Below are 24,318 nucleotides of genomic sequence, written 5' to 3'. Positions count from 1 at the left end.
TCCGATAGGTTCCGCGCGCAATTCACCCCTGCCTCATCCCCCAAATCACCTGATGCTCGGCCGCCCCAAATTCGTACTTGCCTCCGGTTCGCCGCGACGCCTGTCGCTGCTCAACCAGGCCGGCATCGAGCCGGACGCACTCCGGCCGGCCGACGTCGACGAGACGCCGAGGCGGGGCGAGCTGCCGCGCGCCTGCGCCAATCGGCTCGCGCGCGCCAAGGCCGATGCGGCGCTCAAATCGGTGCAGCTCGACGACGAGCTGCGCGGCTCCTTCATCCTCTCCGCCGATACCGTGGTGGCGGTCGGCCGCCGCATCCTGCCCAAGGCCAATCTCGTCGATGAGGCCGCGCAATGCCTGCGGCTGCTGTCGGGCCGCAACCATCGCGTCTACACCGCGATCTGCCTCGTCACCCCGCGCGAGGCCTTCCGTCAGCGCCTGGTCGAGACCCGCGTCCGCTTCAAGCGCCTCTCGGAGGACGACATCCAGGCCTATATCGGCTCCGGCGAATGGCGCGGCAAAGCCGGCGGCTACGCCGTGCAGGGCATCGCCGGCTCCTTCGTGGTCAAGATGGTGGGCTCCTACTCCAACGTGGTCGGCCTGCCGCTCTACGAGACCACGACGCTGCTGGGCGGCGAAGGCTTCCCGATCCGCTTCGGCTGGCTCAACTCCACCGCGGTGTGACCGCCAGGTTCGCGCCGACAAAAATCTCGAAAACAACCCCATGCACAGTAGAATGGTCCGGCCGGGTCCGGACCCGCGGCCCGTGTGCCGCTGCGCCAGGAACCCGTTCGCCGACAGGCGTTTGAACTCCCTCACCCCGTGTAAGCTGCGCACCTCATGGACGACCAGGTCAACAAGCCCGCCGGGCCGCTCAAAACCTGCCCGATCTGCGGCAAGCCGCAGGCGCAGGCCACCCGCCCCTTCTGCTCCTCGCGCTGCCGCGACGTCGATCTGAACCGTTGGCTGAAAGGCTCCTACGTCATCCCCGGCCGCGACGACGAGGTGGATGATGTTGAATAGTCAAATAATTTCAATGATTTAAAGGAGTGGCCAATGCGCCGCGCGCCAGCCGCGGCCAGCCCGCCCCACCTTGTGCACAGCCGGGCCGCGCCCCGCGAAGCCAAAGGCGAAGCGTGGGTGGACAGGCAGCTCTCGGCCCACTATAAACCGCCCGCTCGATGGGCTTTGGCCCCTCTTTGGAGCACGCCCAGGTAGCTCAGTTGGTAGAGCATGCGACTGAAAATCGCAGTGTCGGTGGTTCGATTCCGCCCCTGGGCACCATCTCCCCACCATTCAGTATAAAACCACGAGCCGTTGCAGAGCTCCCGCAGGCCTATTCGGTCCCCGATCGGCTCTGCGGCGGTGTCGTTGCCGACGCCTCAGCGGATAGCAGCCTGCCGCTCCGCTCCGTGTCGCCTGGGCGCCACTTCGACCGCCGACGCCAAAAGGGTCGGCTGGAGCAGGACCGTGAACTCTTCGAGCGATACCGGCGGAGAGAAAATATAACCTTGCGCCATGGTCGCGCCGTTTTCGGCCGCGAACCGAAGGTCTTCGGCCGTTTCGATGCCTTCTACGACCGTTTCGAACCCCAATTCGTCCGCAAGTCCGAGCGCCAGGCGAAGGATCGTCTGCTTCTCGCGGTCTTCCGCGACACCCGCGACGAGCGTGCGATCGAGCTTCACGGCGTCGAAGGGGAGCCTCGCCATCGTCGAAAGATTCGAATAGCCGGCTCCGAAATCGTCCATTGCGAAGCGTATGCCCAATTGCCTGAGCAGGCTTATTCTCTCGCGCACGACATCAGGATTGCGCATCGCGACCGACTCTGTGACCTCGATCTCGAGGTGTGACGGCGGGAAGTCGGCCTTGCGAACGGTCGTGACGATATCCTTGATGAACAGCGGGTCCTCGATTTCCGTCGCCGCGACGTTTACGGCGAGCACGAGGTTTGAGCCGGCCCGGATCAAGCCCCCGATTTCGGCGAGCGCGCGCCTGAGCACAAAGCGGTCGATCTCCATGATGAGGCCGATCTCTTCCGCGATCTTGATGAAGCGCTGAGGAGGAATGTTGCCCTCCTTCGGATGATGCCAGCGCGCCAGCGCCTCCACCCCGACGATGCGGCCATCCACGCAGGACACCTTGGGCTGGTAATGGACGATGAGCTCTTCATTGCGGATCGCCAAGGCGAGATCGGTTTCGAGCGCATGCCGGGCACGCGCGACCTCTGCGAGATCCGGGGTGAAGAACGCGTGGGTATTGCGTCCCGAGCTCTTCGCGACGTACATCGCAAGGTCGGCGCGGATCAGGAGATCGTCATAGGTCGTGCCGTGGGTGGGCCAGATCGCAACGCCGATGCTGACGCCGATGGTCGCATGGTTGCTCTGGAGCTTGAACGAAACCTGCAGCGTCTCGATCATCTCGCGGGCACAGAGGCTCGCGGCCTCGACCGTCTTCACCCCGGCGATGATGGCGACGAACTCGTCGCCCCCGACCCGGGCGAGCAGACTTTTGCCGGCAGCGACCTTGGACGTCAGCAAATTGCTCAAGCGCTCGGCCACCATCTTGAGCAGCTCGTCGCCAGCCTTGTGCCCGAAAGTGTCGTTGATGGATTTGAAGCCATCGAGGTCGAGGAAGAACAGCGCTCCATCTTCTTCAGCGTCGATGAGCGTCGGCGCATCGAGGCGCATCTTCTCCCGATTGGGAATGCGGCTCACCGTATCGTAGAAAGCGAGCTGACGAATTCTTCGCGTGCTGGCCCGCAAATGCGTCAGCATTCGCTCGAATGCGAGGCCGAGGCCGCGAACCTCGCCGATGCCCGTTGCGCGGAACGGAACGTCGAGATTGCCTCCCGCGATTTCCTGGGCGGTCTTGGCGAGCGCCGAAAGTCCTTTCGTGAAGTGCCTTACGGCGACCAATAGCGCGACGACCAAGGCACCGAGCGCCAGCGCCGCGGATGCCAGGAACTGCCACATCAGCGAACGGGTATGGGCGGCGCCGATCTGGAACATCTGATCGCGTGTCGTCGTCACGAGCGATGCGCTCGCGAACGTACACACCTTGAGCGTCGCCTCATATTCGACACAGCGCGCGACGTAGTTGCCGTCATCCGAGCGCTGCAGCCCGCCCAAACGCGTCCTGGCGCTGCTGAATTTCACCCCTTCAGGCCCCGCGGAAGACACGATCTCGTTGTCTCCCGTGATGATGACCACGCCGGCATTAGCCAGCGAAGTGAAGTTCTCGAGAGTCCCCTCCGTCCGCCCGAGCGGTCGGATGGCGACAAGCGCTCCGATGAGGTCGCCGAAGTCGTCGAACACGGGCTCGATTGCGGTGTGCGCTATGGTGCGGCGCTTCGGCAGGCCAAGCGCCGACAATTCACCCAATTTGAGCTCATAGGTGCCCTCCTCACCCCGCGGGTGCGAGCGGCTATTGTGCTTGAGGATCGACCTGAGATTGACAGAGAGGTCGGTCCCCTCGATCGCCCCGTTCAGCGCGAGGAGGTCGAGGGGCGTGTTGGCACCGATCACGCGGCCGGTTTCGTCGAAGGCGATCAGCCTTTCGAAGCCGGAGGTCGAAGCAACGATGCTGAGCAGCTCGCGGATCGTCACATCGTTGTTCGAGGCGACCGCCTTGGCGACATCGGCGCGCTGAGCGATCTGACGCAGGCGCGATGCGGTTTCCGCGCCGAGAACTTCGATTCGCGCGCGCGCCAACTGCGCCTCGCCGTCGAGGCGATGAGCGAGCTGGTCTTCTGAGAGTTCACCCAGTGCCGCAGCCTGGTGCCCCAGTTGCTGCTGCAGGCGGAGCGCCGTCAAGCCACCGATGAGGCCGAGCCCGAGCACGCCGGTCGCGAGCACGACGGCAACAAGGCGCATGGCGATAGACGAGGGGAATCCTGGAACCCCGGACGGAACGGCCCAACGACGCCAGCGGGGCGGCGCCTTCGATGCCTTCGCCATATCGGTGTCAGTCGCCACCACTGCCAGCACCCTGAACTTGCGGGGACCGATCAAATGTCGCTCACTGAGGCCCCCACTGACTTGTCTTCCAGGCGCCGAATTTAGGCGAGTGAAACCCACTAAATCGTCTATTTCTCGTCTATTTGTGCCTAGTTAATTACCAATTGGTTTTTCGAACCCATCAGATTGTGTGCTTTCACTTTCTGTTCGCCACGCTGATGATTCCAAAAGGCACGGCGTTGCGACAACAGAAGGTTTAGGTTTCTTTGCCAGATTGTGCACCTCGTGGTTCGAAGGGGTCTGCAATGGCATTTTCGAGGATAATGGCAGCCCTTTTGGGCCTTTGCCTTGCGGTGGTGAATGCCGCTGGCGCCGAAACGCGAAAGCTCGACATCGTCGGGACCGGAGACGGCATCGATGTCCTGCGGGCCATCGCCGCGAGCTTCATGCAGCAGGAAGGATCGGCACACGTCGAGGTCCCGCCGAGCATCGGTTCTGGCGGAGGCATCGCGGCCGTGGGGTCCGGTAAGGCGATCTTAGGGCGCGTCGCACGCCGCCTGACCGACGCCGAAGCGGCTTCCGGGATCGTCTACAAGGAGATCGCCCGCCTGCCCTCAGCTTTCATCGTCCATCCCGGCTGCGGAGTGAGTGCCGTCACAAGCGCGCAGCTCGTTGCGATCTATTCGGGCCGCCTTGCGAACTGGAAGGAGCTGGGCGGCGCCGATATGCGCATCCGCGTCGTGCGGCGCGAGGACCAGGACAGCACTCTCACCGTGCTACGGGCCAGCATGCCCGGCTGGCATGATCTCGAGATCACCGAGAAATCGAAGATTGCAACGACCACACAGGAAGCGATCGAGACGGTTCGCGATGTTCAAGGCGCGATCGGCTTCGGTCCTTTCTCGCGGCCGTTGGAACAGGGGCTCACGGTGCTTCGCGTGGACGGCCACTACCCGACGGACGCGGATTACCCCTCGAGCGTGGTGCTGGCGCTGATCTATTTGAAGACGTTGCAGGATCCGGACGCCCTGGCCTTTTTACGCTTTGCCGATGCGCAGAAGGCGGCCGACGTCATCACCAGCCTCGGTAGTCTGCCCGTCAAGCCGTGAGGCGCCGGGGCTCGGCGGCCGCCGGCGCTGCTGAACTCGGCATTGGCTCACAGACCGGGGCGCTGAGGCTGCTCCCGGCTTCGCCATAGACGGGTGACTTTGTCCATCAGCGATGGGGTTTGAGAGCTCGGCAGGAAAGGATCGGCGTAGCATTGCGCATTGGCCGAGTGCGCCTTGTTCTTCACGATCTCGACGAGACCAACGGGGCCGGCGACGTAGACCGTATCCTCCAGCCCAAGCAGGGGCAGGTAGTGGGATGGGCGCCCGGGCCTGACCGGCAGGGTAGACCCGACCTCCGTCGTCGCAATGACGTCGCGGACACCGTCGTCGATCAGCCACTGCAACGAGGGAAGCATATAGAGATTATCGACATCCCGGCTGCCGGCGACGACCGCCATCTCGCGGTTGCGCTGGGTCGAGCGCGCCGAGCGGGCGAGCGCCCAGATCGGGGCCCAGCCTGCTCCGCCGGCGACCAGCACCAGCGGCCCCTCGCCCTGTCGCAGATAGGCTTGTCCGAAGGGGCCTTGCACATGCGCCGCATGGCCTAGCCTGATGGCTTTGCCGAGCTGTCCCGACACGGTGCCGTCAGGCAGGCACCGGATGTGGAAGACGAGTTCGACTTGCTTGAAGGAACCATCGAGCCTGAAGGTCGGGCTGAACTCGCGCGCAGGATAGCCGGAAAACTTGACGCGCACATATTGGCCCGGCCGAAACTCGAGCGGCGCTGAGGTCGTCAGCACGACTTCGGCGATCTCCGACGAGAGCTGGTTGATCTCGGTGACGGCGCCCGCCCGCTTCACCGGTAGCGGCAATTCTTCGAATTCGATCTCGGCATCGCCTGCGACCGCTGCCTGGCAGGCGAGCACAGTCCGGCCATGGCCCGAGCCGCCGTCATCGACCGAGCCCGAAACGACCGTCACCCGGCAGCTCTGACATTGTCCCGATCTGCAGTCGTGTGGAACGAGAATCGAGCCGCCGAGCGCCGCGTCGATCAGGCTTTCGCCGGCGCGGGCTTCGACGGGCTTGCCGTTGATGACGAGCCGACAATGCCTCTTCATCGCGAGGCCTCTAGGCGCTGCGAATGTGGGCGAGCAGGCCGTTGCTCGCCGACCCAGAATGCGATGCGCGGGTGAGGGCGACGCCAGGCTTCAGCAGAGCCGCACCGCAGTAGCCTCCGGTCGAGCCCGTCGCCCGTCATGAGACGCCTATTTCTCCGACACGACACGCACCGGACGGTTATGACTCGCATGCCGCGTCTGTGTATGGTCGAAGACAGCGACCCACATGTAGAGATCGCGGCTTGGCACGAAGGCTTTGTCATATCTGCCATCGCTTTTCATGTTGCGCGTCAGCTCGAGCGTCCAATGTCCGTTGCTCCATTTTGAAACCCCGGCGACATTGGCTCGCTCTCCTTCGGTGTCGCCGGCAATAATCACGCCGGGCAGGATCGTGCCGACGGGAATCCTCGCGTCGGCCTCTGGAGTGTAGGGTTCGCTCTCCCAGTCGAACATGTACCAGCGGCCGTTCTCGTCGTCGCTGCTGTTGGGATCAAGATCGAATTTGCCGAGGGCTGCGACTTGCGCCTTCAAGTCCTTGGGAAGCCGCAGAACCGTGACGGGCCCTTTGTCGTCCCGGTGGATGAACTTGAAGTTATACGAATAAAGAGAGCGGCCAGGCTTATTCCAATAGCCGCCCTGATAGCGGGCATCGTAATTCTGCTCGTCCAGGGTCGGGGCGTAGGGCGGGCCGATATATTGGCTGTCGACGCGCCCGAGCATGCCCCCACGCGATGCCTTCCACTGCCACATGTCTATGTAGCTGCCATCCGTCGTGTGGTGGAAGCCCCGGCCGTTGATCGGCATCGGTTTGCCGGGCAGCGGGTTGGCGCCGAGACCCGTCGCGCCTGCGCCGCCGAGCGATGGATTATCCGAGAAAATGACCGCCAGTTTATCCTCGTAGAAGTCGGAGGCGTCTTGCAGACCCGCACGCTCGTCGAGGGCGTGCCAGCCATCCTCTTGCTTGATGATCGGAATGCGGCGGAGGGAACGCGTGGGATCCTCCCAGCGGAAGGCAAAATAGATCTTCTGCCCGTCGTGCAGGGCGCGCACCTCCACGAGCGATTCGCCCGGTCCGCCGAGATTGGCACCTTGCTGCGTGCGGATGAAGACGGGGAGCGCGCGCGACCAGGCGGGATCTCCCATGGCGCCGTCGAGCTTGGGCGCGGCGCTCACCCGCGCGATGACGAGCGTATCGCGCGTCGCCCAGTCGAGTCCGGCGACGCCGCACGCGACTGCCACCCCGATTGCAGCGGCGACCAGAAGAGGCCTCGGCCGCACGGCCTTCGTGATCGCGAGCGGCGTCGGCCGAAACACCCGGAAAATCTGCTGCCAGCCGCCATAGAGATAATGCGCGACGACATGCGCGAAGATATAGACGAGCCCGACGAAGGCGGCGGTCGAGTGGAGATAAGCCCACCAGCCGCCATAGCCGAGATACATCATGACGCCCGTCCCCGTGAGGAAGATCACGAGCGCATAGACGAACCAGTGCAGGAAGACGTTGACGGCTCCCCACTTGAGGCGAGCCGGGGCGCGCATCGCGAGGATCCGAGTCTTCTTGGGGCTGTTGCGCTCGACGAGGCCGCTGCGCGCGAGGTAGGCGACGTAGGCCGACGCGCAGAAGAAGACGGCGAGCCCGGCGAGGAAATGCCAGGAAAAGATCTCGCCCTGCGGCAGGACCGGAGCGAGCCATTTCGAGAAGGGGGCGTGCAGCGCGTCCGCTGCGATGCGTATGCCGGTAACGAGGCATATGACGAACGCGATCGCGATCGCCCAATGGAGAATGATCGTCCCGACATCCGTGCGTGGCGGGCTTTCTCGAGTCTTTGTCTGAGCGAGGCGTTTCTCGGTCAAGGCATCGGCGTTCGTTCGAGCGGCAACTTCGTTCATGGCACAAAGCTTACCCACGGTAAACCAGCAGTTGCGCCGGAAAGGCTGCGAAGCATTGGGGATTTGGCGAGATGGGCGTGGTCGCCGAGGAAGCCAAGGCGACCGGCAACGATCATTATCCCAATCAATGCGGTCGGCCACAACGAGCCGCCCTCAGGGCCCGCGCCAGTCTCGAAGTCTGGTCTCTAATCCTGCTTAGCTCTGGTGCTGGGCAGCTCGGAGCGCGGCCGTTGCGCGGGTCGCCGTTGGGAAGACGTCGGTCGCCGATGCTCCCGCGCAACTTGAATTTATATAGTAATTTCAATTATATACGAATTCTTGGTTTTGTTCTGACTGGCGCACAGCTTGTTCGCTGAATCTCCCCAATCCTCGGTGAAGCCGAACGACGGCCGCGAGCCCCGCCCCGCTTGCGCGTTCACCGGTCCATTCTGACAGCCGGACCATCGCGCAGCTCGCTCCTGAACCCGATCTCGCCCGCCCATTCCTGGCACTCCGCTTGCTCAGTCAGGACCAATCTAGGCCCCAGCAGAGGTGGCCGTTTCAGGTTGAGGCAAGCTATGCAGGAAGTGTCCCGTTCTGGTGCTGGTGAACTCCAACTCGATGCGTTGATTGCGGATTTGTGGTGGCGTGTTCGGCTGCTGAACACCGACATTCTCGAGGAAGAAGCGAAAACCGGGGTGTTCGACGTGAATCAGCCGACCTATCCGCTGCTCGCGGCCAATCTTCGCGCGCGACGCGACAATCTGGTGTCGACGATCGGCGTGCTCGAGCAGCGTGCGAAATCAATGTCGGAAGCGGCTTGAGCGTGGTCTTCGGCTGAGGGCCGCGATCCGCGGCCCTCATTCCCGCAACCGCCCGCGCGATGCACGCACATTCCCTGTGCGGGGCCGCCGGTATCATCGGATTGTCATCGCCCGGTCAATGAATGCTGCTCCTTTCGCCGCGCTTCGCGGAGAGAGTGGACATGCATCCGATCAAGACAATTTTTTCCGACCGCCGGTCGATCCTGAAGGGCCTCGCGGCCGCAGCCGTCGCGCCGCTGGCGGCGCCGGCTCTTGCCGCCGAGGGCCTGCCGCCGCAACTGAGCGGACCTGTGGCCGCAATCGCCACCGACAAGGCCTATTGGACGGCCGTGAAGGGGCTCTATGCCGTGACGCCTGACGTCGTCAATCTGGAGAACGGCTTCTGGGGCATCATGGCCGAGCCGGTGAGGCGCGAGTTCATCCGCCTGTCCGACATGGTCAACTATCAGAACACCTATTATGCGCGGCAGCGCGCGGGCGCGGATTTCGAGGCCGTGCGGGACAAGGTGGCGGCGGCGCTTGGAGCTGCGCCGGAGGAGATCGCGCTCACCCGCGGTGCGACCGAAGCGCTGCAGCTGCTCATCAGCGGCTACAACAGGCTGAAGCCCGGCGACAGCGTGCTCTACGCCGACCTCGATTATGATTCGATGCAGTACGCCATGAACGCGCTGAAGGCGCGCCGCGGCGTCGACGTGGTCAAGTTCGATGTGCCGGAGCCGGCCACCCGTCAGGGCGTGCTCGACGCCTATGCCCGCGCGCTCGAGGCCAATCCGAAGACCAGGCTTCTGCTCCTCACCCACGTCAGTCACCGCACCGGCCTCATCATGCCGGTCGCCGAGATCGCGCGCATGGCCAAGGCGAAGGGTATCGACGTCATCCTCGATGCCGCTCATTCCTGGGGACAGATGGACTTCAGGGTAAGCGAGCTCGAGGTCGATTTTGTCGGCTTCAACCTGCACAAATGGATCGGCGCCCCGGTCGGCGTCGGCTTCCTCTACATCAAGAAGGACCGCCTCGCCGCCATCGACCGCGACCTCGGCGACGAGGACTTCCCGGAAACCGACATCCGCTCGCGGGTGCACACCGGCACGGTCAATTTTGCGACGGTGCTGACGGTGCCCACGGCGGTCGAGCTTCATCAGCAGATTGGCGCTGCGGCGAAACAGGCGCGCCTGCGCTATCTGCGCGACTACTGGGTCAGCCGCAGCAGGGGCTTCAAGGACCTCGAGATCCTGACGCCTGATGAGGCCGGCCTGTATGGTGCGATCACGTCCTTCCGCCTCGCCGGCAAGACGAGCAAGGCCGACAACGACGCCATCGTGGCGAAGCTCAGGGACACGCATAAGGTCCTGACGGTTCGCCGGGCGGGCGTTGCCAAGGGCCAGTGCATCCGCGTGACGCCGGCGCTCTACACCGATGAGGCCGATCTCGACCGCTTCGTCGAGGCGCTTGCGGCCATCACGGGGACGAAGACCGGCTGAAGCGGCGCGATCGATTCAGCCAGCTGCGGTATTTTTCACGTCAGGTTGCATAGTTATTCCATGCAACGTCAATTGACGCGTAGTATCCTTCCGTGCGCGGGGATGGAATTGGCCGTCCCCGCCTCTGGAAGGACATGGCCATGACGCTGTCATCACGCTTCATTGCGGGTCCCGCTCTCGCCGTCTCTTCGATTGGACTGCTGTTGTGCGCTCTTGGCGGCACGGCAATGTCTCAACCGACACCTGCGGACACCCAGATTCCCGGCGTCACGGTCGATGCGCCGAAGCACGCTGTGCGGCCACACCGGCCGGCACACGCTGTGACAGCGCGCCGTTCCGCCTTCCGCACCTCGTCAGTGATTTCGACGGCATCGGCTGCCCCGATGTCGGATGCCGTCAAGCTTGCCAAGCTCGAGCGCGAGACGGGCAGTTGCGTCGGCGGTTGCCAATCGAGCTTCAAGACGGCCGACAAGCCCTGGGTCGGCTGCAACGCCTCGGGCGGTGTGTACTCAGCCACGTGCCGTAACGTCGGCAACTACAAGAGTTACGACGAGTGCAAGGAGGCCGGACGCGTCACCGGCTGGCGATCAGGCGAGACCTCGGCGTATTGCAGCAGCGTAGCGTTGGCGACCGGCTGGCGTTGAAATAATTTGCGGCTGCAGTTGTTGGGGCCAGTGTCCACTCAAGTAGCCCGGATGAGCGAAGCGACATCCGGGTCTTGTCCAGGTCTTGTCGGCTACCGTTCCCGCATATCGCTTCGCTCATGCGGGCAACGAGCTGGCTCATGCTCCTCAATGGCGCTAGTCCCGCGTCGCGGCCTACTGTGCCACCTTGGTGAGGTTCGCAAGACTCGCCGCCAGCTCATCGCTCCGGAATGGCTTTGTCAGCCGCGACAAATCCGGCGTGATGCCTTCGTTGTTGGCGTAGCCTGAGACGACGAGGATCTGGAGCTCGGGATACTGGCTGCGCAGCGCGCGGCCGAGGTCTGTGCCGCTCATGCCCGGCATGAGATGGTCGGTGACGAGCAGGTTCGGCCGTAGGCCCTCCCTGACGCGTTGAAGGGCGTCTTCCGCCGAGGTCGCCTCGACGACCCTGTAGCCGAGCTCGCTCAGCATCTCGGCGGTGCTCATGCGCACCAGCGGTTCGTCGTCCACCAGCAGCGCCGTGCCGGCGGGAAGCGGCTGCAGTTTCGGCTGAGGGACGCTGTCGATCGCGCCCGCGGTCACCTGACTCACCGGCAGCCATAACTCCACGGTCGTCCCGGCCCCCACGGCACTCCTGATCGTAAGCGCGCCGCCGAGCTGGGACGCAAGGCCGTGGACCATCGAAAGCCCGAGACCGGTGCCTTGTCCGACACCCTTGGTCGAGAAGAACGGCTCGACCGCGTGCGCCAGTGTGTCCTCGTCCATGCCGATGCCGGTATCGGCGACCGAGATGCAGACATAGCTGCCCGGCATCAGTCCCGATGTGTGTGCGCGCTCGACCGTGCGGGCCTTGGCCGAGATGCGCAACTTGCCGCCGTCGGGCATGGCGTCCCGTGCATTCACGCTGAGGTTCAGGATCGCCATCTCGACCTGATTGGGATCGGCCATCGCCTCGGGAAGCCCTTCCGGCGCGTCCACCGTCACCTGGATCTGCGGTCCGGTCGTGCTCGAGATCAGGTCGCCCATCTCGGCGACGAGCCGGCCGATATCGACCGGCACGGCCTGCAGCGGTTGCCGGCGCGCAAAGGCGAGAAGGCGCTGAACCAGCGTCTTGGCGCGCTCGGCCGCCTGCGCTGCGCCGGCGATCAGGCGGTGCTCGCGCTCGCTGCCGATGCCCCTGCGCTGGAACCTGTCGAGCAGGCCGACGATCGGTGTGAGAAGATTGTTGAAGTCGTGCGCGACGCCGCCGGTGAGCTGGCCCATGGCCTCCATCTTCTGGGCCTGGCGCAGCGCCTCCTCCGCCTGTGCGAGACGCGCCTGCTCCTCCAGGCGATCGGTCACGTCCGTCCCGGTCAGGAACGCTCCGGTCCGCGTGCCGTCCGGCGCGCGCAGCGCCTCGAACTTCATCTCGTAGACGCGGCGGTCGAAGCGGGGATCGCCGAATTCCTCGATCGTGGTGAAGGCTTCGCCGCCCAGCGCGCGGCTCCAGATCGCGATGGCCGCAGCGAGATGCTCCGGCCGGTCGGCGAGGAATTCGTGCAGGGAATCGCCGACCCTCGGCCGCTTGCCGTAGATGCGCTGATAGGCATCGGCGCAGGACGCGTTGATGGCGAGCCAGCGGTAATCGAGATCGAGGGCCTGAATCTGCCCGTCGGTGGTTTCCACGATCGTGGCAAGCAGGTGCCGCTCGGCGGTGCGTTCGGCGACGCGCTGTTCGAGCGTGGCATTGAGCTCCCTGTAGCGCGCTTCGCTGGCCCGCAGCTGGGTCTCGCCGAGAACACGCTCGGTAGTCTCGGAGACGATGCAGAGGACGCCGCCGACCGAGCCATCGTCATCCGGTATGGCCGAATAGGACACGTCCCAGTAACTCGTCTCGCCGTAACCGTGACGCTCGACGTAGAAGGGGCGGTCCTTTGCGGCGAACGTTGTCCGCGTTCGGCGGACGCCGGCCAGCAGCGGTTCGAGATCGTCCCACAGCTCTCCCCAATTCTCGATCGCCGGGCGGCCGAGGGCGCGGGGATGATTGGCGCCGATGCCCGGCGCATAGGCATCATTGTAGAGCGCGACAAAATCGGGCCCCCAGAACAGAACGATCTGGGCTTGCGCCGCCAGCAGCATGCCGACCGTCGTCTTGAGGGCCTGTGACCAATGATTGGGGGGGCCGAGCGGCGAGTCCGACCAGTCGAGGGCGCGCATCATCGTGCCCAGCTCGCCGCCATCGGCGAGGAAGCGTGCATCAGTTGACTGCCGAGCGGCTTTCTCAGACAGCACCGAACTCCTCGCGACGCGTGACATGGGCATCCTTGCCCAACCGAGCCCGGATTTCGAAGACTCGACGGCCGACAACGTCCGGCGCGGCTTCTGGTTCCGTCCCAGTAGTTTTGCGCTGGCCTTGTGCTATTGCTGCCTCCCGCAACGACGCGAGGTTCCCATGCTCCCCATTCCCGCCGACATCTTCACCGAGCCCGAGGACGTCTCGCCCGACGCTCTCGCCAATCTCGGCCCGCTTCGCCGACTTGCCGGCACTTGGCAGGCGGACAAGGGCATCGACATCAATCCGAAGGCGGACGGGCCGGAGCGGCGGACCTTCATCGAGCGTATCAGGATGGACCCGATCGATCCGCAAGCGAACGGGCCGCAGCTGTTGTATGGCTTGCGTTATCACATCCACATCAACACGCCGGAAGAAGACATCACCTTCCACGACCAGGTCGGCTACTGGCTGTGGGAGCCCGCGACCGGGCTGATCATGCAGACGCTGGCGATCCCGCGCGGGCAGGTGCTGCTGGCCTCGGGCAAGGCCGCGCCTGATGACCGCAATATCTCCGTCACCGCCAAGCGCGGCGATACCGCTTACGGGATCTGCTCGACCGACTTCCTGGAACAGGCCTTCCGCACGGATTCCTATCGCTGCGACATCACCTTCAACGACGATGGAAGCTGGACCTATCTGATCCAGACCGAGTTGTTCGTCCGCGGCGCGCCGTTCAATCATCACGACACCAACACGCTCCAGCTCATAGCGCCGCCGAAGCTCAATCCGCTCGCGGTGATCGTCAACGATCGCGCCAAAGCCGACGGCGGCGGCGGAACGGCGGCGTGAGCGTCATCCGGAGATTTGCATGAAGCCGTATGTGATTTGCCTGATGCATTCGAGCCTGGACGGCCGCACGCATCCCAGCCGCTGGCGTCCGAAGGGCGCGGGCACGGACTGGTTCGAGAAGATCCATGAGGAGCTCGGCGGCGATGCCTGGGTGATCGGCCGCGTCACCGGCTCCGAGTTCGCCAAGGGCAAGCCCTATCCCGCGATGTCGGGCGAGACGTTTCCGCGTCAGAACTGGTTCGCGCGGCGCGACGCTAAAACCTACGGCGTCGTGCTCGACGCCCAGGGCAAGATCGGCTGGGGCCGTTCCGACATCGGTGGCGATCCGATCGTGGTGGTGCTGACCGAGAGCGTGCCGGATTCGCATCTTGCGGGGCTGCGCGGCGAGGGCGTGTCCTACATCTTCGCCGGCAAGTCCGAGATCGACCTGGCGCTGGCGCTCGACATCCTCAACCGCGAACTCGGCGTAAAGCGGCTGCTGGTGGAGGGCGGCGGCGTCGCCAATGGCGCCTTCCTGCGCGCCGGTCTGATCGACGAATTCAATCTGATCCTCAGTCCCGCGATCGACGGCGCCAAGGGCGCACCGTTCGTGTTCGACTCGACGGAAGCGGATAGCGACAAGCGCGCGCCGCTTGCTGCGATGACGCTGGAGAGCATGCGGGAGCTCGGCGGCGGCGTCCTGCTGCTGCGCTATCTGATCAAGAACGATCCGCAAGGCGTGGCCGGGTAAAGCGCCGCCATGCCTGATATGCCAGAGCACATTGTCATCGTCGGCGCCGGCGCGGCCGGCCTGATGGCGGCGCGTGCGCTCGTGCGCGCCGGCAAGAGAGTAACCATTCTCGAAGCGCGCGAGCGCTGCGGCGGTCGCATCCATCCACTGCCGGCATCGGAGTTCGGCTATCCCGCCGATGGCGGTGCCGAATTCATCCATGGCGAGGCGCCGGTCACGCGCACTTTGCTGCGCGAGGCGGGGCTGTCGCTTCGGGAGATCGAGGGCACGCAATGGAGCTTTGACGGCACACGGCTCTCGCGCGAAGAGCGGCACGATCCGCATGAGGCGGAGCTGCATGCCGTGCTCGGGGCGTTGAAGGACGATCTCACCGTCGCCGATTTCCTGCGGCGGTACTTTGCCGGACCAAAATACGACCGGCTGCGCCATTCCATCGAGCGCATGGTCGAAGGTTACGATGCGGCCGATCCGGCGCGCGCCTCCATCCTGGCGCTGCGCGAGGAATGGATGGACGGCGGGCATCACGCCCAGGCGCGCATCGTCGGCGGCTATGGCGCACTGATCGAATTCCTGGCGGCCGAATGCCGTGGGCATGGCGCCGCGATCCGCTTCGGCTGCGTGGTGTCGGCCGTCGAAGAGGCGGGCGGCGCGCTTGTCGTCCGTTGCGCCAATGGCGAGGTGCACGGCTGCGATCGCGTGATCGTCACCGTTCCACTGCCGCTGCTGCGGGACATCGCTCTGCCCGCGGCTGCGCGGATGAAGGCCGCTGCCGCCGACGACATCGGCTTCGGCAGCGTGATCAAGATCCTGCTGCGCTTCGCGCGGCCATGGTGGCGCGAGCGCAAGCCGGAGCTCGCCGATATGACCTTCCTGTTGTCGGAGCAGGCCATTCCGGTGTGGTGGACGCGCTATCCGGACGCGCGTGCCGTGCTTACCGGCTGGTTCGGCGGCCCGCGAACGGCGCAGCTGTCGCATCTCGATTCGCAAGGATTGGTCGACGCTGGCCTGGACTCGCTCGCCGCGATCTTCAGCCTGCCCCGTGAGGACGTCGCGCGCGAGCTCGTCGCGGCGGCGGCGACCAACTGGACGCATGACCCTTTCGCCCGCGGCGCCTATTCCTGGGCGACGCCGCGCACGCGCGATGCGCAGGCGATTCTCGCGCGCGCCGATGGTGCCGTGCTGTTCTCGGGCGAAGCGCTCTATCGCGGCCGCGACATGGGCACGGTCGAGGCCGCGCTGGTGAGCGGGCTGGCGACGGCGGAGATGATGTTGCGCGGATGAAAAAGGCCCGCGCATGCGCGGGCCTTTCGTTCGTCCGTGCCGGCCAGTTTACCAGCGGCTGCCGCCAAAGCCGAAGGTGACGCTGGGACCGCCGCTGTAATAGCCGTACGGTCCGCCGCCATAATAGCCATGGTGCCGCGGGTAATAGCCGTAGTTCCGGTAGTGCGGACGATAATAGCCGTGGTTGTGATGGCGCCAGTGATGATGGCGGTGGCCATGATGGTGCCGATGCTGCGCGCTGATGTCGGTCGGCGCGTTCTGCTTCGCGCTCGTGCTGTTGGCCGCGTTCGCCGCCGATCCGCCGGCCAGCGCCGCAGCTCCGATGGCTATCACGGCAATGAGATACTTCATGTCGTCACTCCAGTTGAATGTCGTGTGACAACACATGGGTGCTGGCTGCGTTCCGGCCAGTGCGGGCGTCGAAACGACGCAGCGCGCGATGTCGGACTGGTAATGATGATCGCGCGTCGTGAGATTTATTGTCGCATCGTCTGCGTTGATCGCATTGTTGCCATCACTTCGCCGCGAATGATGCGACGACCTCGTCCGTCGTGACGATGCGCGCGAATTCGCCGTTGAGATTCGACAGCGTCATCGCGTGGATCTCCTCGGCGGAATGCGCGTCACCATCGGGTCCGATCCGCTCGAACGTCCAGGTCGCATCGCGCACCAGATGCGCATCGAAGCCGAGATTGCCGGCCATCCGCGTCGTCGTCTCGACGCAATGATTGGTGGTGGCGCCGCAGATGACGAGTGTGGTGATGCCAGCCTCGCGCAGGCGCGTTTCGAGATCCGTGCCGATGAAGGCGCTGTTGACACGCTTGACGATGACGGGCTCGCCGTTCTGCTCGCGCGCCTCGTCCTTGACGGCATAGCCGGAGCGCGACGGCAGAAACGACGAATTCGGCTTCGTGCCCTCGTGGCGGATGTGGAAGATCGGCGCGCGGTTCGTCCTGAACGCTGCGAGCAGTTCGGCGATGCGCGCCACGGCTTCAGGATTGTTGCGCCGTTTGCCGGCCGCCTCCCATTCGTCGAACGCGCGCTGGACGTCGACGACGATGAGAGCGGGGAGGGGCGTGGGCATGGTGGGGCGGGCTCGGTTGGCTTGTTGCGCCGACTATGCGCAGCGATCGACAGGACGCAATGCCAATCTTCCCTCGTTTCGCGACGTGTCCTGTAGCCCGGATGAGCGAAGCGATATCCGGGACGACTGCTCCCGCATGTCGCTGCGCTCATGCGGGCTACGGGACCACTTCCTACGGATGCGGATCGGGAAAGCCGTGCCGCTCTGAGAGCGCGGCGAGGATCGCGTCCTTGTCGGCGATGAAAGCGCGGCCCTGATGGCTGCCGGTCTGGTGCCGCGATGTCGCGCCATCGGCGAGCACGAGCAGCGGCAGCGACTGGTTCTGTTCGCCGACCAATTCGATTACGGCCTGCCGCGGCCGTGGCCAGGCGATGCGCTCGACGTCGAGCTTTTCGGCCAGTGCCGGAAACGAGGCGAGCACGCCCTCCATCAGTGCGCAATGCCAGCAATAGAAGCGTTGGCCCGGATAGGCCGGGTCCTCGAAGCCGGGGCGCAGCAGGAACAGGCGGTCGCGCGTCATGGGTCGCTCCGAGGTTGATCGCTACTGCGGCGCTGCCAGCGGCAGGCTGACGTGAAAGACGGCGCCCCCTGACGGGGCATTTTCAGCCCAGATGCGGCCGCCATGCGCCTCGACGATGGTATGCGCGATCGAGAGGCCTATGCCCATGCCTTGCGCCTTGGTCGTGAAGAACGGCTTGAAGATCTCGCTCACTTTCTCCGCGAGGATGCCGTGACCTGCGTCGGCAATGGAGACAAGGGCCAAGTTGCCCTCAGTGAGACTGGTTCGTCCGACCACGCGGCGCCGCTCGTCCGGGAGATGGGCCACAGCCTCCATGCCGTTCATGACGATGTTCAGGATGGCCTGCTGGAGCTGCACCTTGTCGCCTTTCACGCGGATGTCCGCGGGCGACGGCTGTGACAGGAGCTCGACATCGTGGGTCAGGGCCTGCACGGAGAGGAATCGAAACACCTCGCCGACGGTGGCATTGAGGTCAAGCTCGCGCCGTTCGGTCGGGTCTCGTTTCAGAAACGAGCGCAGCCGGCCGATGACTTCGGCGGCCCGCTGATCGTCACGGCGGATGTGGTCCAATATGTCCCTGACTTCGCCGAGGTCCGGCGCCGACTTCCGTAATATCTGCTGGGCCGTCTCGGCATTGATCATAATGGCGGCGAGCGGCTGGTTCAGCTCGTGTGCGAGCGAGACGGACATCTCTCCCGCGGTGGCGCGACGGTTCATGTGGGCGAGCTCCGACATGCGCTGGCGCGCCTCGACCTCGGCCACGAAGCGCAAGCGTCGCTCGCGCAGCAGAATGGTGATCATCAGCGCCTGCACCAGCACCACGCCCGCGATGATGATGGAGTGCCAGTAATACTGCGCCCAGAAGCTCGGTTCGCGGAAACGTACCTCGCTGCCGGGGGGCAGATTGACCTCGTCCACATTCCAGCGCTTCAACTGCCGCCAGTCGAAGATCGGCTTCACGTTGTTGCCGCTGAACGGAACGATGCTCGACGGCGCTTCGCCGTCGAGCATCCGCATCGCCACCTCGCCGGCTTCCCGTCCGATGATCTCGGGCAGCAGCAGGAAGCCGCCCACGCCCGAGCGCCCGAGGAACGTATCTGATGTGATGATGATCGGGCGGTTCGCGCTCTCGGCGACGCGTGCGAGCGCCGAGGCGGGGGAATAATAGGTGCCTTCGCCGTCGGAATACATCGCCGAGGTCAGGATCGCAGAGCGTGCGGGCAGGGAGGCGACGTGGCTGCGGACCTCACGCAGCACCGCGCCGGACAGATCGGTGACTTCGAGATCGGGCATCTCGGCCGCGAAGTCCTGTTTCCAATGCCCGTAGGTTAGTGGATTCTTCCAGGCCTCGCCCACGAGGACGACATGGGTCAGGTCGGGAACGATGGCGCGCGCTGCGGTCAAGAGCTGTGCCGGTCTCACCCTTGCGAAGACGGCTGTCGTGTTGGGCAGGAATAGCGCGCGCGTCTCGGGCAGATCGGGCACGAAGCCGTAAACGACGGGCGCGGCGGGCCAGATGTCCTGCTTGCGCGCTTGAAGGAATTTCGCCGATGTCACGCCGATCGAAACGATGACGTCGATCGGCCGCTGCGCATATTTGGTCTTGAGATGACCGACCAGACTCTCTTCGTAGCCCGGTCCCGGGAAGCGGGCGAGATCGAGGCTTTCGCCGTAGATCACCGTGTGACCCCTGCCGTTCTGCTTCGCGGCGGCGCGGATACCGGCAAAGATCTCGGAATAGAAGGGCGAGCGAAAGTCGGCTTCTTCCAGCACCAGGATCGAACGCTGCCGTGGGCCGTCGGCTGCGATGCATTCACGCGACAGGCTTGCGAGCAGGCAGACGATCAGGATGCGCACGAGCCCGGTGATCATACGCATTGCTGGACTCTCGGCCCCCCGGCTCCAGTTGCAATCGGGCCTCCTCGATGAGGACGCGCGCGCGAGCATACCCGCCTGGTCCGGAGTTTCAAATGGAAGGATGCACGCCCGCTTCGCTGCCGGGCAGGGCGGGACGAAGTGCCGCTACTTGAACGGGTCCTGGATCGACGGCGACGATTGCCGGATGCGGCGCACACTCACCGGCGTACCGTCGGAGACGAACAGCAGTTCATATCGGCGGCCTTCGCTGTCGGTCGCCGAGCAGGTCACGTCGTTCACCTTCCTGGCAGCGAAGTTACCGGTCTGGCGGCAAATGCCGGTGGAGGCCTGTTCGGCAGGTACCGGCAGTCCGTCGACCTTGGGCCGGTCCTTGGAGTTGAGCAGCATGCGGTCGATCGGCAGCTCGTAGGAATTATCGTCAGCGCGCTTGCCGTTCTCGCCGGAGAACGACACGACGTGGTTTTCGTCGCTGGGGTCGTCGACGGCGACCGCGAAATTGACCCGGCCCGTGTCGCCATGGGCGTAGGCGACCGTCGTGCAGGCGAAGGTGCGGCCCGCGACCTTCAGCGTCTTGCACTGGCCGGACATCAGCGCCAGCAGGTCGATCAGGGCGTTCTGCTGCGCCGGTGGGTTGTTGACTGGAATGGGCTTGGAATCTTTGGCGAAACAAGGGCTTGCCGAAGCTGCAAGGGAGGCGACGAGGGTTGCTGCGAGGACCGGTCGGCAGAGGCGCATCGTCAGGCTCGTATGCCAGGGGACGCTGGAGGTCCGCTTCATAACCATCGAACCGCAAATTGGTTGCGATCCCGTTCGCGCTGCCGAGTCCGTCTGGAATACCACCGCACCATCCCTGGCGATTCGTCCAAATCGCCCCACCATCCCGCCGGGCACTTGCCGTCAGGCCGGTGTTTTTTTCGTGGCAGACCTAACTCATCGTCGCCTGCCAGCGCGTATCGCGCAGGGAGGGGCGGCGGTGCAGGCGGGTGTCGAGCAGGGTGCGCGCGCGAGGGACGTCGCCGCTGCGCATCAGCGCGACGATGAAGGTATCCTCGATCAGCTCGCGCTGGGCGTGGCTGCCGCCGATGCGGACGACCTCGCTGAGGACGGGCGCGAGCATTTGCACGCAGGCCGGATAGTCCTCGTCGGCAAAGGCGGCCAGCGCGCGGCAGATCGCGGGGACCACGGGACCGGCGGGCAGCTTGCCCTCGGCGAGGCGTTGCTCGATGACGGCAAGCCGCGCCGCCAGCGCCTCATTGTTTTGCGTTGCCGCAGCGAACAGCGCCATGTGGACGTCGGCGAACGGCAGGCTCGATTTTGGAAATAGTTTTTGCGCGGCCGTGTCGGCTTCCAGCCACAACGCTCTGGGCACGGCGTGGCCGTAGGCGGACAGGCGCCAGAGCAGCGAGGCGCCGTCAGTGACGACGTTGAGCGGCGGCGCCTGCGTGGCGGAAGGCTGGAGCACGTCGGCATAGATCTTGAGCGCGCGTGCTGCGTCGCCATGCTCGAGCGCGCCGAGCGCCTGGTGCCACAGGATATGGCCGTGCAGGATGCCGGCGCGGTCGTAAGAGGGGATCCAGTCGTCGACGAGACGATCAGCTTCCTCGATCGAGCCGTCCTCGAACATCGCATGCAGCACCGCATGCGCGGCGTGAGCGTTGGTGCGGCGGAGGTTGAAGCCACGCTCGGTGACGGCGCGGCCGCGCGCGACATCGCCATTCTCCGTCATCGCCCAGCCGGACATGGTGAGAAACCACCAGTCCTCGCCATAGTGCCGTGCGACCCGCTCGCACAGCTGATGCCGCGCGCGATCGTGATCGGCCATGCCCGAGAACGCGAACAGGCCGAAGGCGCCGAGCGGCAGCGACAGCACCACGGCATCGCGCGGCCAGGCGTCGACGTGCTTCAACATCGTCGCGATCGCTTCGGGCAGCCGCCCCTCGATCGCCAGCGCCAGTGTCTCGACATGCGAGCGCTCGCGCTCCGTGCCGCGCCTGGCAACGAACTCGCGCGCCAGCGCCGCCTTCTGCCGCGCGAGATCGCCCTGCTGGTAGAAGGCGTGCACGCGGCCGCGGGCAATGTGAGCAAGCGCGAAGCCCGGATCAGCCGCAATCGCCCGCTCCAGCGTCTCGGCCGTACCGGTCCAGCCGGAGAGCATGAGGTCGATGCCCTCGCGATAGGCGGATGCCGCCTCGACCGAGGAGGTAGACAGCGGAAGACCGTAGCGATCTTCAAGCGGCATCATCGTCTCCCGCTGTTAGCTCGTCCGCGCGCGGCGGCCCTCGATCGGATAGGCCGGATCGTTGTAGCCCGGCGTCGAGGGATGGCCCGGCACGACCAGTCGGTCGATCAGCGCCTCGTCCTCCGCCGTGAACCGATAGTCGAGTGCGCGGACATAGTCGTCCCACTGCTGCTCGGTGCGGGGACCGGCGATGATGGAGGTCACGAACGCCGAGTTCAGCACCCAGGCGACCGCGAACTGGCCGGCGGTAGTGCCTTTCTTCTCGGCGTGAGTCTTGATCTCCTGCGCAAGCTGGAGCGATTCCGGTCGCCACTCGGTCTGCATCATGCGGGTGTCGTTGCGGCCCGCGCGCGTCTCCTTGTCCGGGGCGGCATCCGGCTTGTACTTGCCGGTGAGCACGCCGCGCGCCAGCGGGCTGTAGGGCACGATACCGAGGCCGTAATAGGCGCAGGCCGGAAAATGCTCGACCTCGGGCATGCGGTTCATCGCGTTGTAATAGGGCTGGCTCACCGCGGGCCGGTCGATGCCGAGCCGGTCGCAGATGTTGCAGATCTCGGCGACGCGCCAGGCGCGGTAGTTGGAGACGCCGAAATAGCGCACCTTGCCTGATCGGATCAGGTCGCCGATCGCGCGCACCGTCTCTTCCAGCGGCGTCGCATGGTCTTCCTTGTGCAGATAGTAGATGTCGATGTGATTGGTGCCGAGGCGCATCAGGCTTTCGTCCGCGGCCTGCAACACCCAGCGCCGCGACAGGCCGCCACGGTTGGGATCATCGCCCATAGGATTGGCGAGCTTTGTGGCGAGCACCCAGGCATTGCGGTTGCCGGCGATGGCGCGTCCCACGACCTCTTCGGATGCGCCCTTCGAATAGGCGTCTGCGGTGTCGATGAAATTGATGCCTGCACCGTGCGCCTTGTCGATGATCCGCTTCGAGGCAGCTTCATCGGTCGGCCCGCCGAACATCATGGTGCCGAGACAAATCGGCGAGACTTTCAGGCCGGAGCGGCCGAGCTGGCGGTAGTCCATGGGCTATCCTCGATGCTTCTTGTCGCGCCAGCATAGCCGCCCGGTTCCGTCATTGCGAGCGCAGCGAAGCAATCCAGAGATGCGTCCGCGGAGAGATTCCTGGATTGCTTCGCTGCGCTCGCAATGACGGGGAGAGGGAGGCACCTCCTCTCGTCGTCCCGGACAAGCGCAGCGAAGCGGAGCGCAGATCCGGGACCCATACGCCGCAGCAAGAGTTTTGCGAAGACTCGGAGTTGCCTATTTCGCGCCACTCCACTCCCTGTGGTTATGGGTCCCTGCGTTCGCAGGGACGACGGCGGAGTTTGTGGCGCGCGGAGTAGGCCGCCTGACAACGGCGGCCTACTCCGGCCCCTTCAAGATCTTGAACACGCCATTCGCCATCACGATGCAGCGGTCGTCCACCGTCACCTCGGTGCTCATGAAGATCAGGCTGCGGGTCGAGCGCACCACGCGCGGGCGGGAGATCAGGATGTCGCCGATCTGGCCGGCCTCGACGAAATGGGTGTCGAGCTGCACAGTCGCCATGAATTCCTTGCCGGAGGTGTAGCGGGCGGTCATGCCGCAGGTGCGGTCGGCGAAGGTCATCATCACGCCGCCCTGAACCATGCCGCGGCGGTTATGGTGCTTGTCTTCGGTGGCGAGTGCGAATTCGTAGTGGCCGTCGACCTTGCGCTCCCACAACGGGCCGATCAAGTGCATGAAGCCGGTGGTATCGAGGATGCTCCAGCCCTCTGATTTGAGCCTTGCGGCGGCCTTGTTGGTCATCTCGTCGTCCATTCCTGTGCGGGCCTTCGATCTCATTTCATCGGGGCCGGACGTGGTGTAGTCAAGCATGATGAGACCGTTCGACGATGCCACACGGCGGAATATCGCGGCTGCCTGCGCGGCCTTCACGCGTCTGCCGGAGCATGACACTGCGCCGGCGCTGAAGCGCGCCGCGGTGGCGGTCGCGCTGACCGCAGCGGGCGAGGGCGACGACACCGCGTTCCTGCTGACGCTGCGCGCATCGCATTTGCGCGCCCATCGCGGCCAATGGGCGCTGCCGGGCGGGCGTTGCGATGCCGGCGAGACGCCGGTCGAGGCGGCGTTGCGCGAACTCGACGAGGAGCTCGGCCTTCGCCTCACCGGCGCTGATGTGCTCGGCACGCTGGACGACTATCCGACCCGCTCCGGTTATCTGATCACCCCGGTCGTGATCTGGACCGCGGGCAGCGCTGCGATCCGGCCGAACCCCGAAGAGGTCGCTTCGGTTCATCGCATCGCGCTTGCCACGATCGAGCGCGAAGAGGCCTTCGACTTCGTCGCGATCCCCGAGAGCGCGCGCCGCGTGATCCGCTTCCATCATCAAATGAGCCTGATCCACGCGCCGACTGCGGCGCTGATCTACCAGTTCCGCGAGGTGCTGGCGGGGCGGCAGACCCGCGTGGCCGAGCTGGAACAGCCGGTGTTCGCCTGGAAGTGACGATGGTAAACGGCACGTTAACGTGACGGTTACCGGATGCCTGCTAAGAGGGCAGC

The 24,318-nt window shown here is 65.0% G+C and carries 22 protein-coding genes and 1 tRNA gene; 11 read left to right on the top strand and 12 right to left on the bottom strand.

What is annotated here, in order from left to right; all coding sequences use genetic code 11:
* Positions 1–52 precede the first annotated feature (52 nt).
* The 3 genes from N2603_RS41475 to N2603_RS41465 all read left to right on the top strand — a co-directional run bounded on the left by N2603_RS41475 (position 53) and on the right by N2603_RS41465 (position 1,282).
* Positions 53–682, top strand: a complete 630-nt coding sequence (locus N2603_RS41475) for a Maf-like protein (protein ID WP_018646418.1) — start codon at positions 53–55, stop codon at positions 680–682.
* A 156-nt stretch (positions 683–838) separates the two neighbouring features.
* Complete coding sequence (yacG, locus tag N2603_RS41470) at positions 839–1,021, top strand: DNA gyrase inhibitor YacG (protein WP_018646419.1); 183 nt, start codon at positions 839–841, stop codon at positions 1,019–1,021.
* A gap of 185 nt (positions 1,022–1,206) precedes the next feature.
* Positions 1,207–1,282 (top strand) — tRNA-Phe (locus N2603_RS41465).
* Between the two features lie 98 nt (positions 1,283–1,380).
* On the opposite strand, the gene N2603_RS41460 is transcribed toward N2603_RS41465, so the two are convergent.
* Complete coding sequence (locus N2603_RS41460; RefSeq protein WP_260386727.1) at positions 1,381–3,870, bottom strand: bifunctional diguanylate cyclase/phosphodiesterase; 2,490 nt, start codon at positions 3,868–3,870, stop codon at positions 1,381–1,383.
* A gap of 389 nt (positions 3,871–4,259) precedes the next feature.
* Between N2603_RS41460 and N2603_RS41455 the strand changes: the two genes are divergently transcribed.
* Positions 4,260–5,063 carry a PstS family phosphate ABC transporter substrate-binding protein gene (locus N2603_RS41455; RefSeq protein WP_260386726.1) on the top strand — a complete coding sequence of 268 codons (804 nt, stop codon included), beginning with the start codon at positions 4,260–4,262 and terminating at the stop codon, positions 5,061–5,063.
* Positions 5,064–5,110: 47 nt separating this feature from the next.
* On the opposite strand, the gene N2603_RS41450 is transcribed toward N2603_RS41455, so the two are convergent.
* Both N2603_RS41450 and N2603_RS41445 read right to left on the bottom strand, forming a co-directional pair.
* Positions 5,111–6,121: a 2Fe-2S iron-sulfur cluster-binding protein gene (locus N2603_RS41450; RefSeq protein ID WP_260386725.1), complete on the bottom strand. Its 1,011-nt coding sequence runs from the start codon at positions 6,119–6,121 to the stop codon at positions 5,111–5,113.
* A gap of 147 nt (positions 6,122–6,268) precedes the next feature.
* Positions 6,269–8,011, bottom strand: coding sequence for an ethylbenzene dehydrogenase-related protein (locus N2603_RS41445; protein WP_260386724.1), 1,743 nt, complete (start codon positions 8,009–8,011; stop codon positions 6,269–6,271).
* 557 nt (positions 8,012–8,568) lie between these two features.
* On the opposite strand from N2603_RS41445, the gene N2603_RS41440 reads away from it, so the two are divergent.
* From N2603_RS41440 to N2603_RS41430, 3 genes are all read left to right on the top strand, one after another.
* Complete coding sequence (locus tag N2603_RS41440; RefSeq protein ID WP_211411652.1) at positions 8,569–8,814, top strand: hypothetical protein; 246 nt, start codon at positions 8,569–8,571, stop codon at positions 8,812–8,814.
* A gap of 161 nt (positions 8,815–8,975) precedes the next feature.
* Entirely contained in the window at positions 8,976–10,295 is a 1,320-nt protein-coding gene (locus N2603_RS41435; protein WP_260386723.1) for an aminotransferase class V-fold PLP-dependent enzyme, read from the top strand.
* A gap of 140 nt (positions 10,296–10,435) precedes the next feature.
* Complete coding sequence (locus tag N2603_RS41430) at positions 10,436–10,939, top strand: hypothetical protein (RefSeq protein ID WP_026312528.1); 504 nt, start codon at positions 10,436–10,438, stop codon at positions 10,937–10,939.
* 174 nt (positions 10,940–11,113) lie between these two features.
* On the opposite strand, the gene N2603_RS41425 is transcribed toward N2603_RS41430, so the two are convergent.
* Positions 11,114–13,234 (bottom strand): hybrid sensor histidine kinase/response regulator, encoded by a 2,121-nt coding sequence (locus tag N2603_RS41425; protein WP_260386722.1) that lies wholly within the window; start codon positions 13,232–13,234, stop codon positions 11,114–11,116.
* Positions 13,235–13,370: 136 nt separating this feature from the next.
* Here N2603_RS41425 and N2603_RS41420 point away from each other — a divergent pair, with 136 nt between their 5' ends.
* The 3 genes from N2603_RS41420 to N2603_RS41410 are packed head-to-tail and all read left to right on the top strand — an operon-like array spanning position 13,371 to position 16,053.
* Positions 13,371–14,042: an FABP family protein gene (locus tag N2603_RS41420; protein WP_260386721.1), complete on the top strand. Its 672-nt coding sequence runs from the start codon at positions 13,371–13,373 to the stop codon at positions 14,040–14,042.
* 19 nt (positions 14,043–14,061) lie between these two features.
* The gene (locus N2603_RS41415) at positions 14,062–14,772 is read left to right on the top strand and encodes a RibD family protein (RefSeq protein ID WP_260386720.1); all 711 of its coding nucleotides are present in this window, start codon (positions 14,062–14,064) and stop codon (positions 14,770–14,772) included.
* Positions 14,773–14,781: 9 nt separating this feature from the next.
* Positions 14,782–16,053: a flavin monoamine oxidase family protein gene (locus N2603_RS41410; protein WP_260386719.1), complete on the top strand. Its 1,272-nt coding sequence runs from the start codon at positions 14,782–14,784 to the stop codon at positions 16,051–16,053.
* A 48-nt stretch (positions 16,054–16,101) separates the two neighbouring features.
* Here the strand turns inward: N2603_RS41410 and N2603_RS41405 are convergent, their stop codons facing one another.
* The 8 genes from N2603_RS41405 to N2603_RS41370 all read right to left on the bottom strand — a co-directional run bounded on the left by N2603_RS41405 (position 16,102) and on the right by N2603_RS41370 (position 23,565).
* Positions 16,102–16,404 (bottom strand): hypothetical protein, encoded by a 303-nt coding sequence (locus N2603_RS41405; protein WP_260386718.1) that lies wholly within the window; start codon positions 16,402–16,404, stop codon positions 16,102–16,104.
* A gap of 163 nt (positions 16,405–16,567) precedes the next feature.
* Entirely contained in the window at positions 16,568–17,137 is a 570-nt protein-coding gene (locus tag N2603_RS41400) for a cysteine hydrolase family protein (protein WP_260386717.1), read from the bottom strand.
* Between the two features lie 172 nt (positions 17,138–17,309).
* Positions 17,310–17,657 carry a DUF3088 domain-containing protein gene (locus N2603_RS41395; RefSeq protein ID WP_260386716.1) on the bottom strand — a complete coding sequence of 116 codons (348 nt, stop codon included), beginning with the start codon at positions 17,655–17,657 and terminating at the stop codon, positions 17,310–17,312.
* 21 nt (positions 17,658–17,678) lie between these two features.
* Positions 17,679–19,535, bottom strand: coding sequence for a sensor histidine kinase (locus tag N2603_RS41390; protein WP_260386715.1), 1,857 nt, complete (start codon positions 19,533–19,535; stop codon positions 17,679–17,681).
* Positions 19,536–19,679: 144 nt separating this feature from the next.
* Positions 19,680–20,270 carry a hypothetical protein gene (locus N2603_RS41385; protein WP_260386714.1) on the bottom strand — a complete coding sequence of 197 codons (591 nt, stop codon included), beginning with the start codon at positions 20,268–20,270 and terminating at the stop codon, positions 19,680–19,682.
* Positions 20,271–20,460: 190 nt separating this feature from the next.
* Positions 20,461–21,774, bottom strand: a complete 1,314-nt coding sequence (locus N2603_RS41380) for a tetratricopeptide repeat protein (protein ID WP_260386713.1) — start codon at positions 21,772–21,774, stop codon at positions 20,461–20,463.
* Positions 21,775–21,789: 15 nt separating this feature from the next.
* Positions 21,790–22,800, bottom strand: coding sequence for an aldo/keto reductase (locus tag N2603_RS41375; protein ID WP_260386712.1), 1,011 nt, complete (start codon positions 22,798–22,800; stop codon positions 21,790–21,792).
* Between the two features lie 339 nt (positions 22,801–23,139).
* Positions 23,140–23,565 carry a PaaI family thioesterase gene (locus N2603_RS41370; RefSeq protein ID WP_260424404.1) on the bottom strand — a complete coding sequence of 142 codons (426 nt, stop codon included), beginning with the start codon at positions 23,563–23,565 and terminating at the stop codon, positions 23,140–23,142.
* A gap of 67 nt (positions 23,566–23,632) precedes the next feature.
* Here N2603_RS41370 and N2603_RS41365 point away from each other — a divergent pair, with 67 nt between their 5' ends.
* Positions 23,633–24,262 (top strand): NUDIX hydrolase, encoded by a 630-nt coding sequence (locus tag N2603_RS41365; RefSeq protein ID WP_260386711.1) that lies wholly within the window; start codon positions 23,633–23,635, stop codon positions 24,260–24,262.
* Positions 24,263–24,318: the final 56 nt, after the last annotated feature.

The sequence above is a fragment of the Bradyrhizobium huanghuaihaiense genome, assembly GCF_025200885.1.
In the GTDB taxonomy this organism is placed as follows: domain Bacteria; phylum Pseudomonadota; class Alphaproteobacteria; order Rhizobiales; family Xanthobacteraceae; genus Bradyrhizobium; species Bradyrhizobium huanghuaihaiense.
The sequence above is the reverse complement of the archived record's forward strand: the minus strand, read 5'-3'. Positions and strand labels throughout refer to the sequence as shown.

What these genes read in the sequence shown, in the direction of transcription:
- N2603_RS41410 (WP_260386719.1), top strand. Translation starts at nt 14,782, where the DNA reads ATGCCTGATATGCCAGAGCACATTGTCATCGTCGGCGCCGGCGCGGCC.
- N2603_RS41375 (WP_260386712.1), bottom strand. Translation starts at nt 22,800, where the DNA reads ATGGACTACCGCCAGCTCGGCCGCTCCGGCCTGAAAGTCTCGCCGATT.
- N2603_RS41420 (WP_260386721.1), top strand. Translation starts at nt 13,371, where the DNA reads ATGCTCCCCATTCCCGCCGACATCTTCACCGAGCCCGAGGACGTCTCG.
- N2603_RS41460 (WP_260386727.1), bottom strand. Translation starts at nt 3,870, where the DNA reads ATGCGCCTTGTTGCCGTCGTGCTCGCGACCGGCGTGCTCGGGCTCGGC.
- N2603_RS41395 (WP_260386716.1), bottom strand. Translation starts at nt 17,657, where the DNA reads ATGACGCGCGACCGCCTGTTCCTGCTGCGCCCCGGCTTCGAGGACCCG.
- N2603_RS41455 (WP_260386726.1), top strand. Translation starts at nt 4,260, where the DNA reads ATGGCATTTTCGAGGATAATGGCAGCCCTTTTGGGCCTTTGCCTTGCG.
- N2603_RS41385 (WP_260386714.1), bottom strand. Translation starts at nt 20,270, where the DNA reads ATGCGCCTCTGCCGACCGGTCCTCGCAGCAACCCTCGTCGCCTCCCTT.
- N2603_RS41435 (WP_260386723.1), top strand. Translation starts at nt 8,976, where the DNA reads ATGCATCCGATCAAGACAATTTTTTCCGACCGCCGGTCGATCCTGAAG.
- N2603_RS41440 (WP_211411652.1), top strand. Translation starts at nt 8,569, where the DNA reads ATGCAGGAAGTGTCCCGTTCTGGTGCTGGTGAACTCCAACTCGATGCG.
- N2603_RS41425 (WP_260386722.1), bottom strand. Translation starts at nt 13,234, where the DNA reads ATGTCACGCGTCGCGAGGAGTTCGGTGCTGTCTGAGAAAGCCGCTCGG.
- N2603_RS41390 (WP_260386715.1), bottom strand. Translation starts at nt 19,535, where the DNA reads ATGCGTATGATCACCGGGCTCGTGCGCATCCTGATCGTCTGCCTGCTC.
- yacG (WP_018646419.1), top strand. Translation starts at nt 839, where the DNA reads ATGGACGACCAGGTCAACAAGCCCGCCGGGCCGCTCAAAACCTGCCCG.
- N2603_RS41415 (WP_260386720.1), top strand. Translation starts at nt 14,062, where the DNA reads ATGAAGCCGTATGTGATTTGCCTGATGCATTCGAGCCTGGACGGCCGC.
- N2603_RS41370 (WP_260424404.1), bottom strand. Translation starts at nt 23,565, where the DNA reads ATGACCAACAAGGCCGCCGCAAGGCTCAAATCAGAGGGCTGGAGCATC.
- N2603_RS41430 (WP_026312528.1), top strand. Translation starts at nt 10,436, where the DNA reads ATGACGCTGTCATCACGCTTCATTGCGGGTCCCGCTCTCGCCGTCTCT.
- N2603_RS41405 (WP_260386718.1), bottom strand. Translation starts at nt 16,404, where the DNA reads ATGAAGTATCTCATTGCCGTGATAGCCATCGGAGCTGCGGCGCTGGCC.
- N2603_RS41380 (WP_260386713.1), bottom strand. Translation starts at nt 21,774, where the DNA reads ATGCCGCTTGAAGATCGCTACGGTCTTCCGCTGTCTACCTCCTCGGTC.
- N2603_RS41450 (WP_260386725.1), bottom strand. Translation starts at nt 6,121, where the DNA reads ATGAAGAGGCATTGTCGGCTCGTCATCAACGGCAAGCCCGTCGAAGCC.
- N2603_RS41400 (WP_260386717.1), bottom strand. Translation starts at nt 17,137, where the DNA reads ATGCCCACGCCCCTCCCCGCTCTCATCGTCGTCGACGTCCAGCGCGCG.
- N2603_RS41445 (WP_260386724.1), bottom strand. Translation starts at nt 8,011, where the DNA reads ATGAACGAAGTTGCCGCTCGAACGAACGCCGATGCCTTGACCGAGAAA.
- N2603_RS41365 (WP_260386711.1), top strand. Translation starts at nt 23,633, where the DNA reads ATGATGAGACCGTTCGACGATGCCACACGGCGGAATATCGCGGCTGCC.
- N2603_RS41475 (WP_018646418.1), top strand. Translation starts at nt 53, where the DNA reads ATGCTCGGCCGCCCCAAATTCGTACTTGCCTCCGGTTCGCCGCGACGC.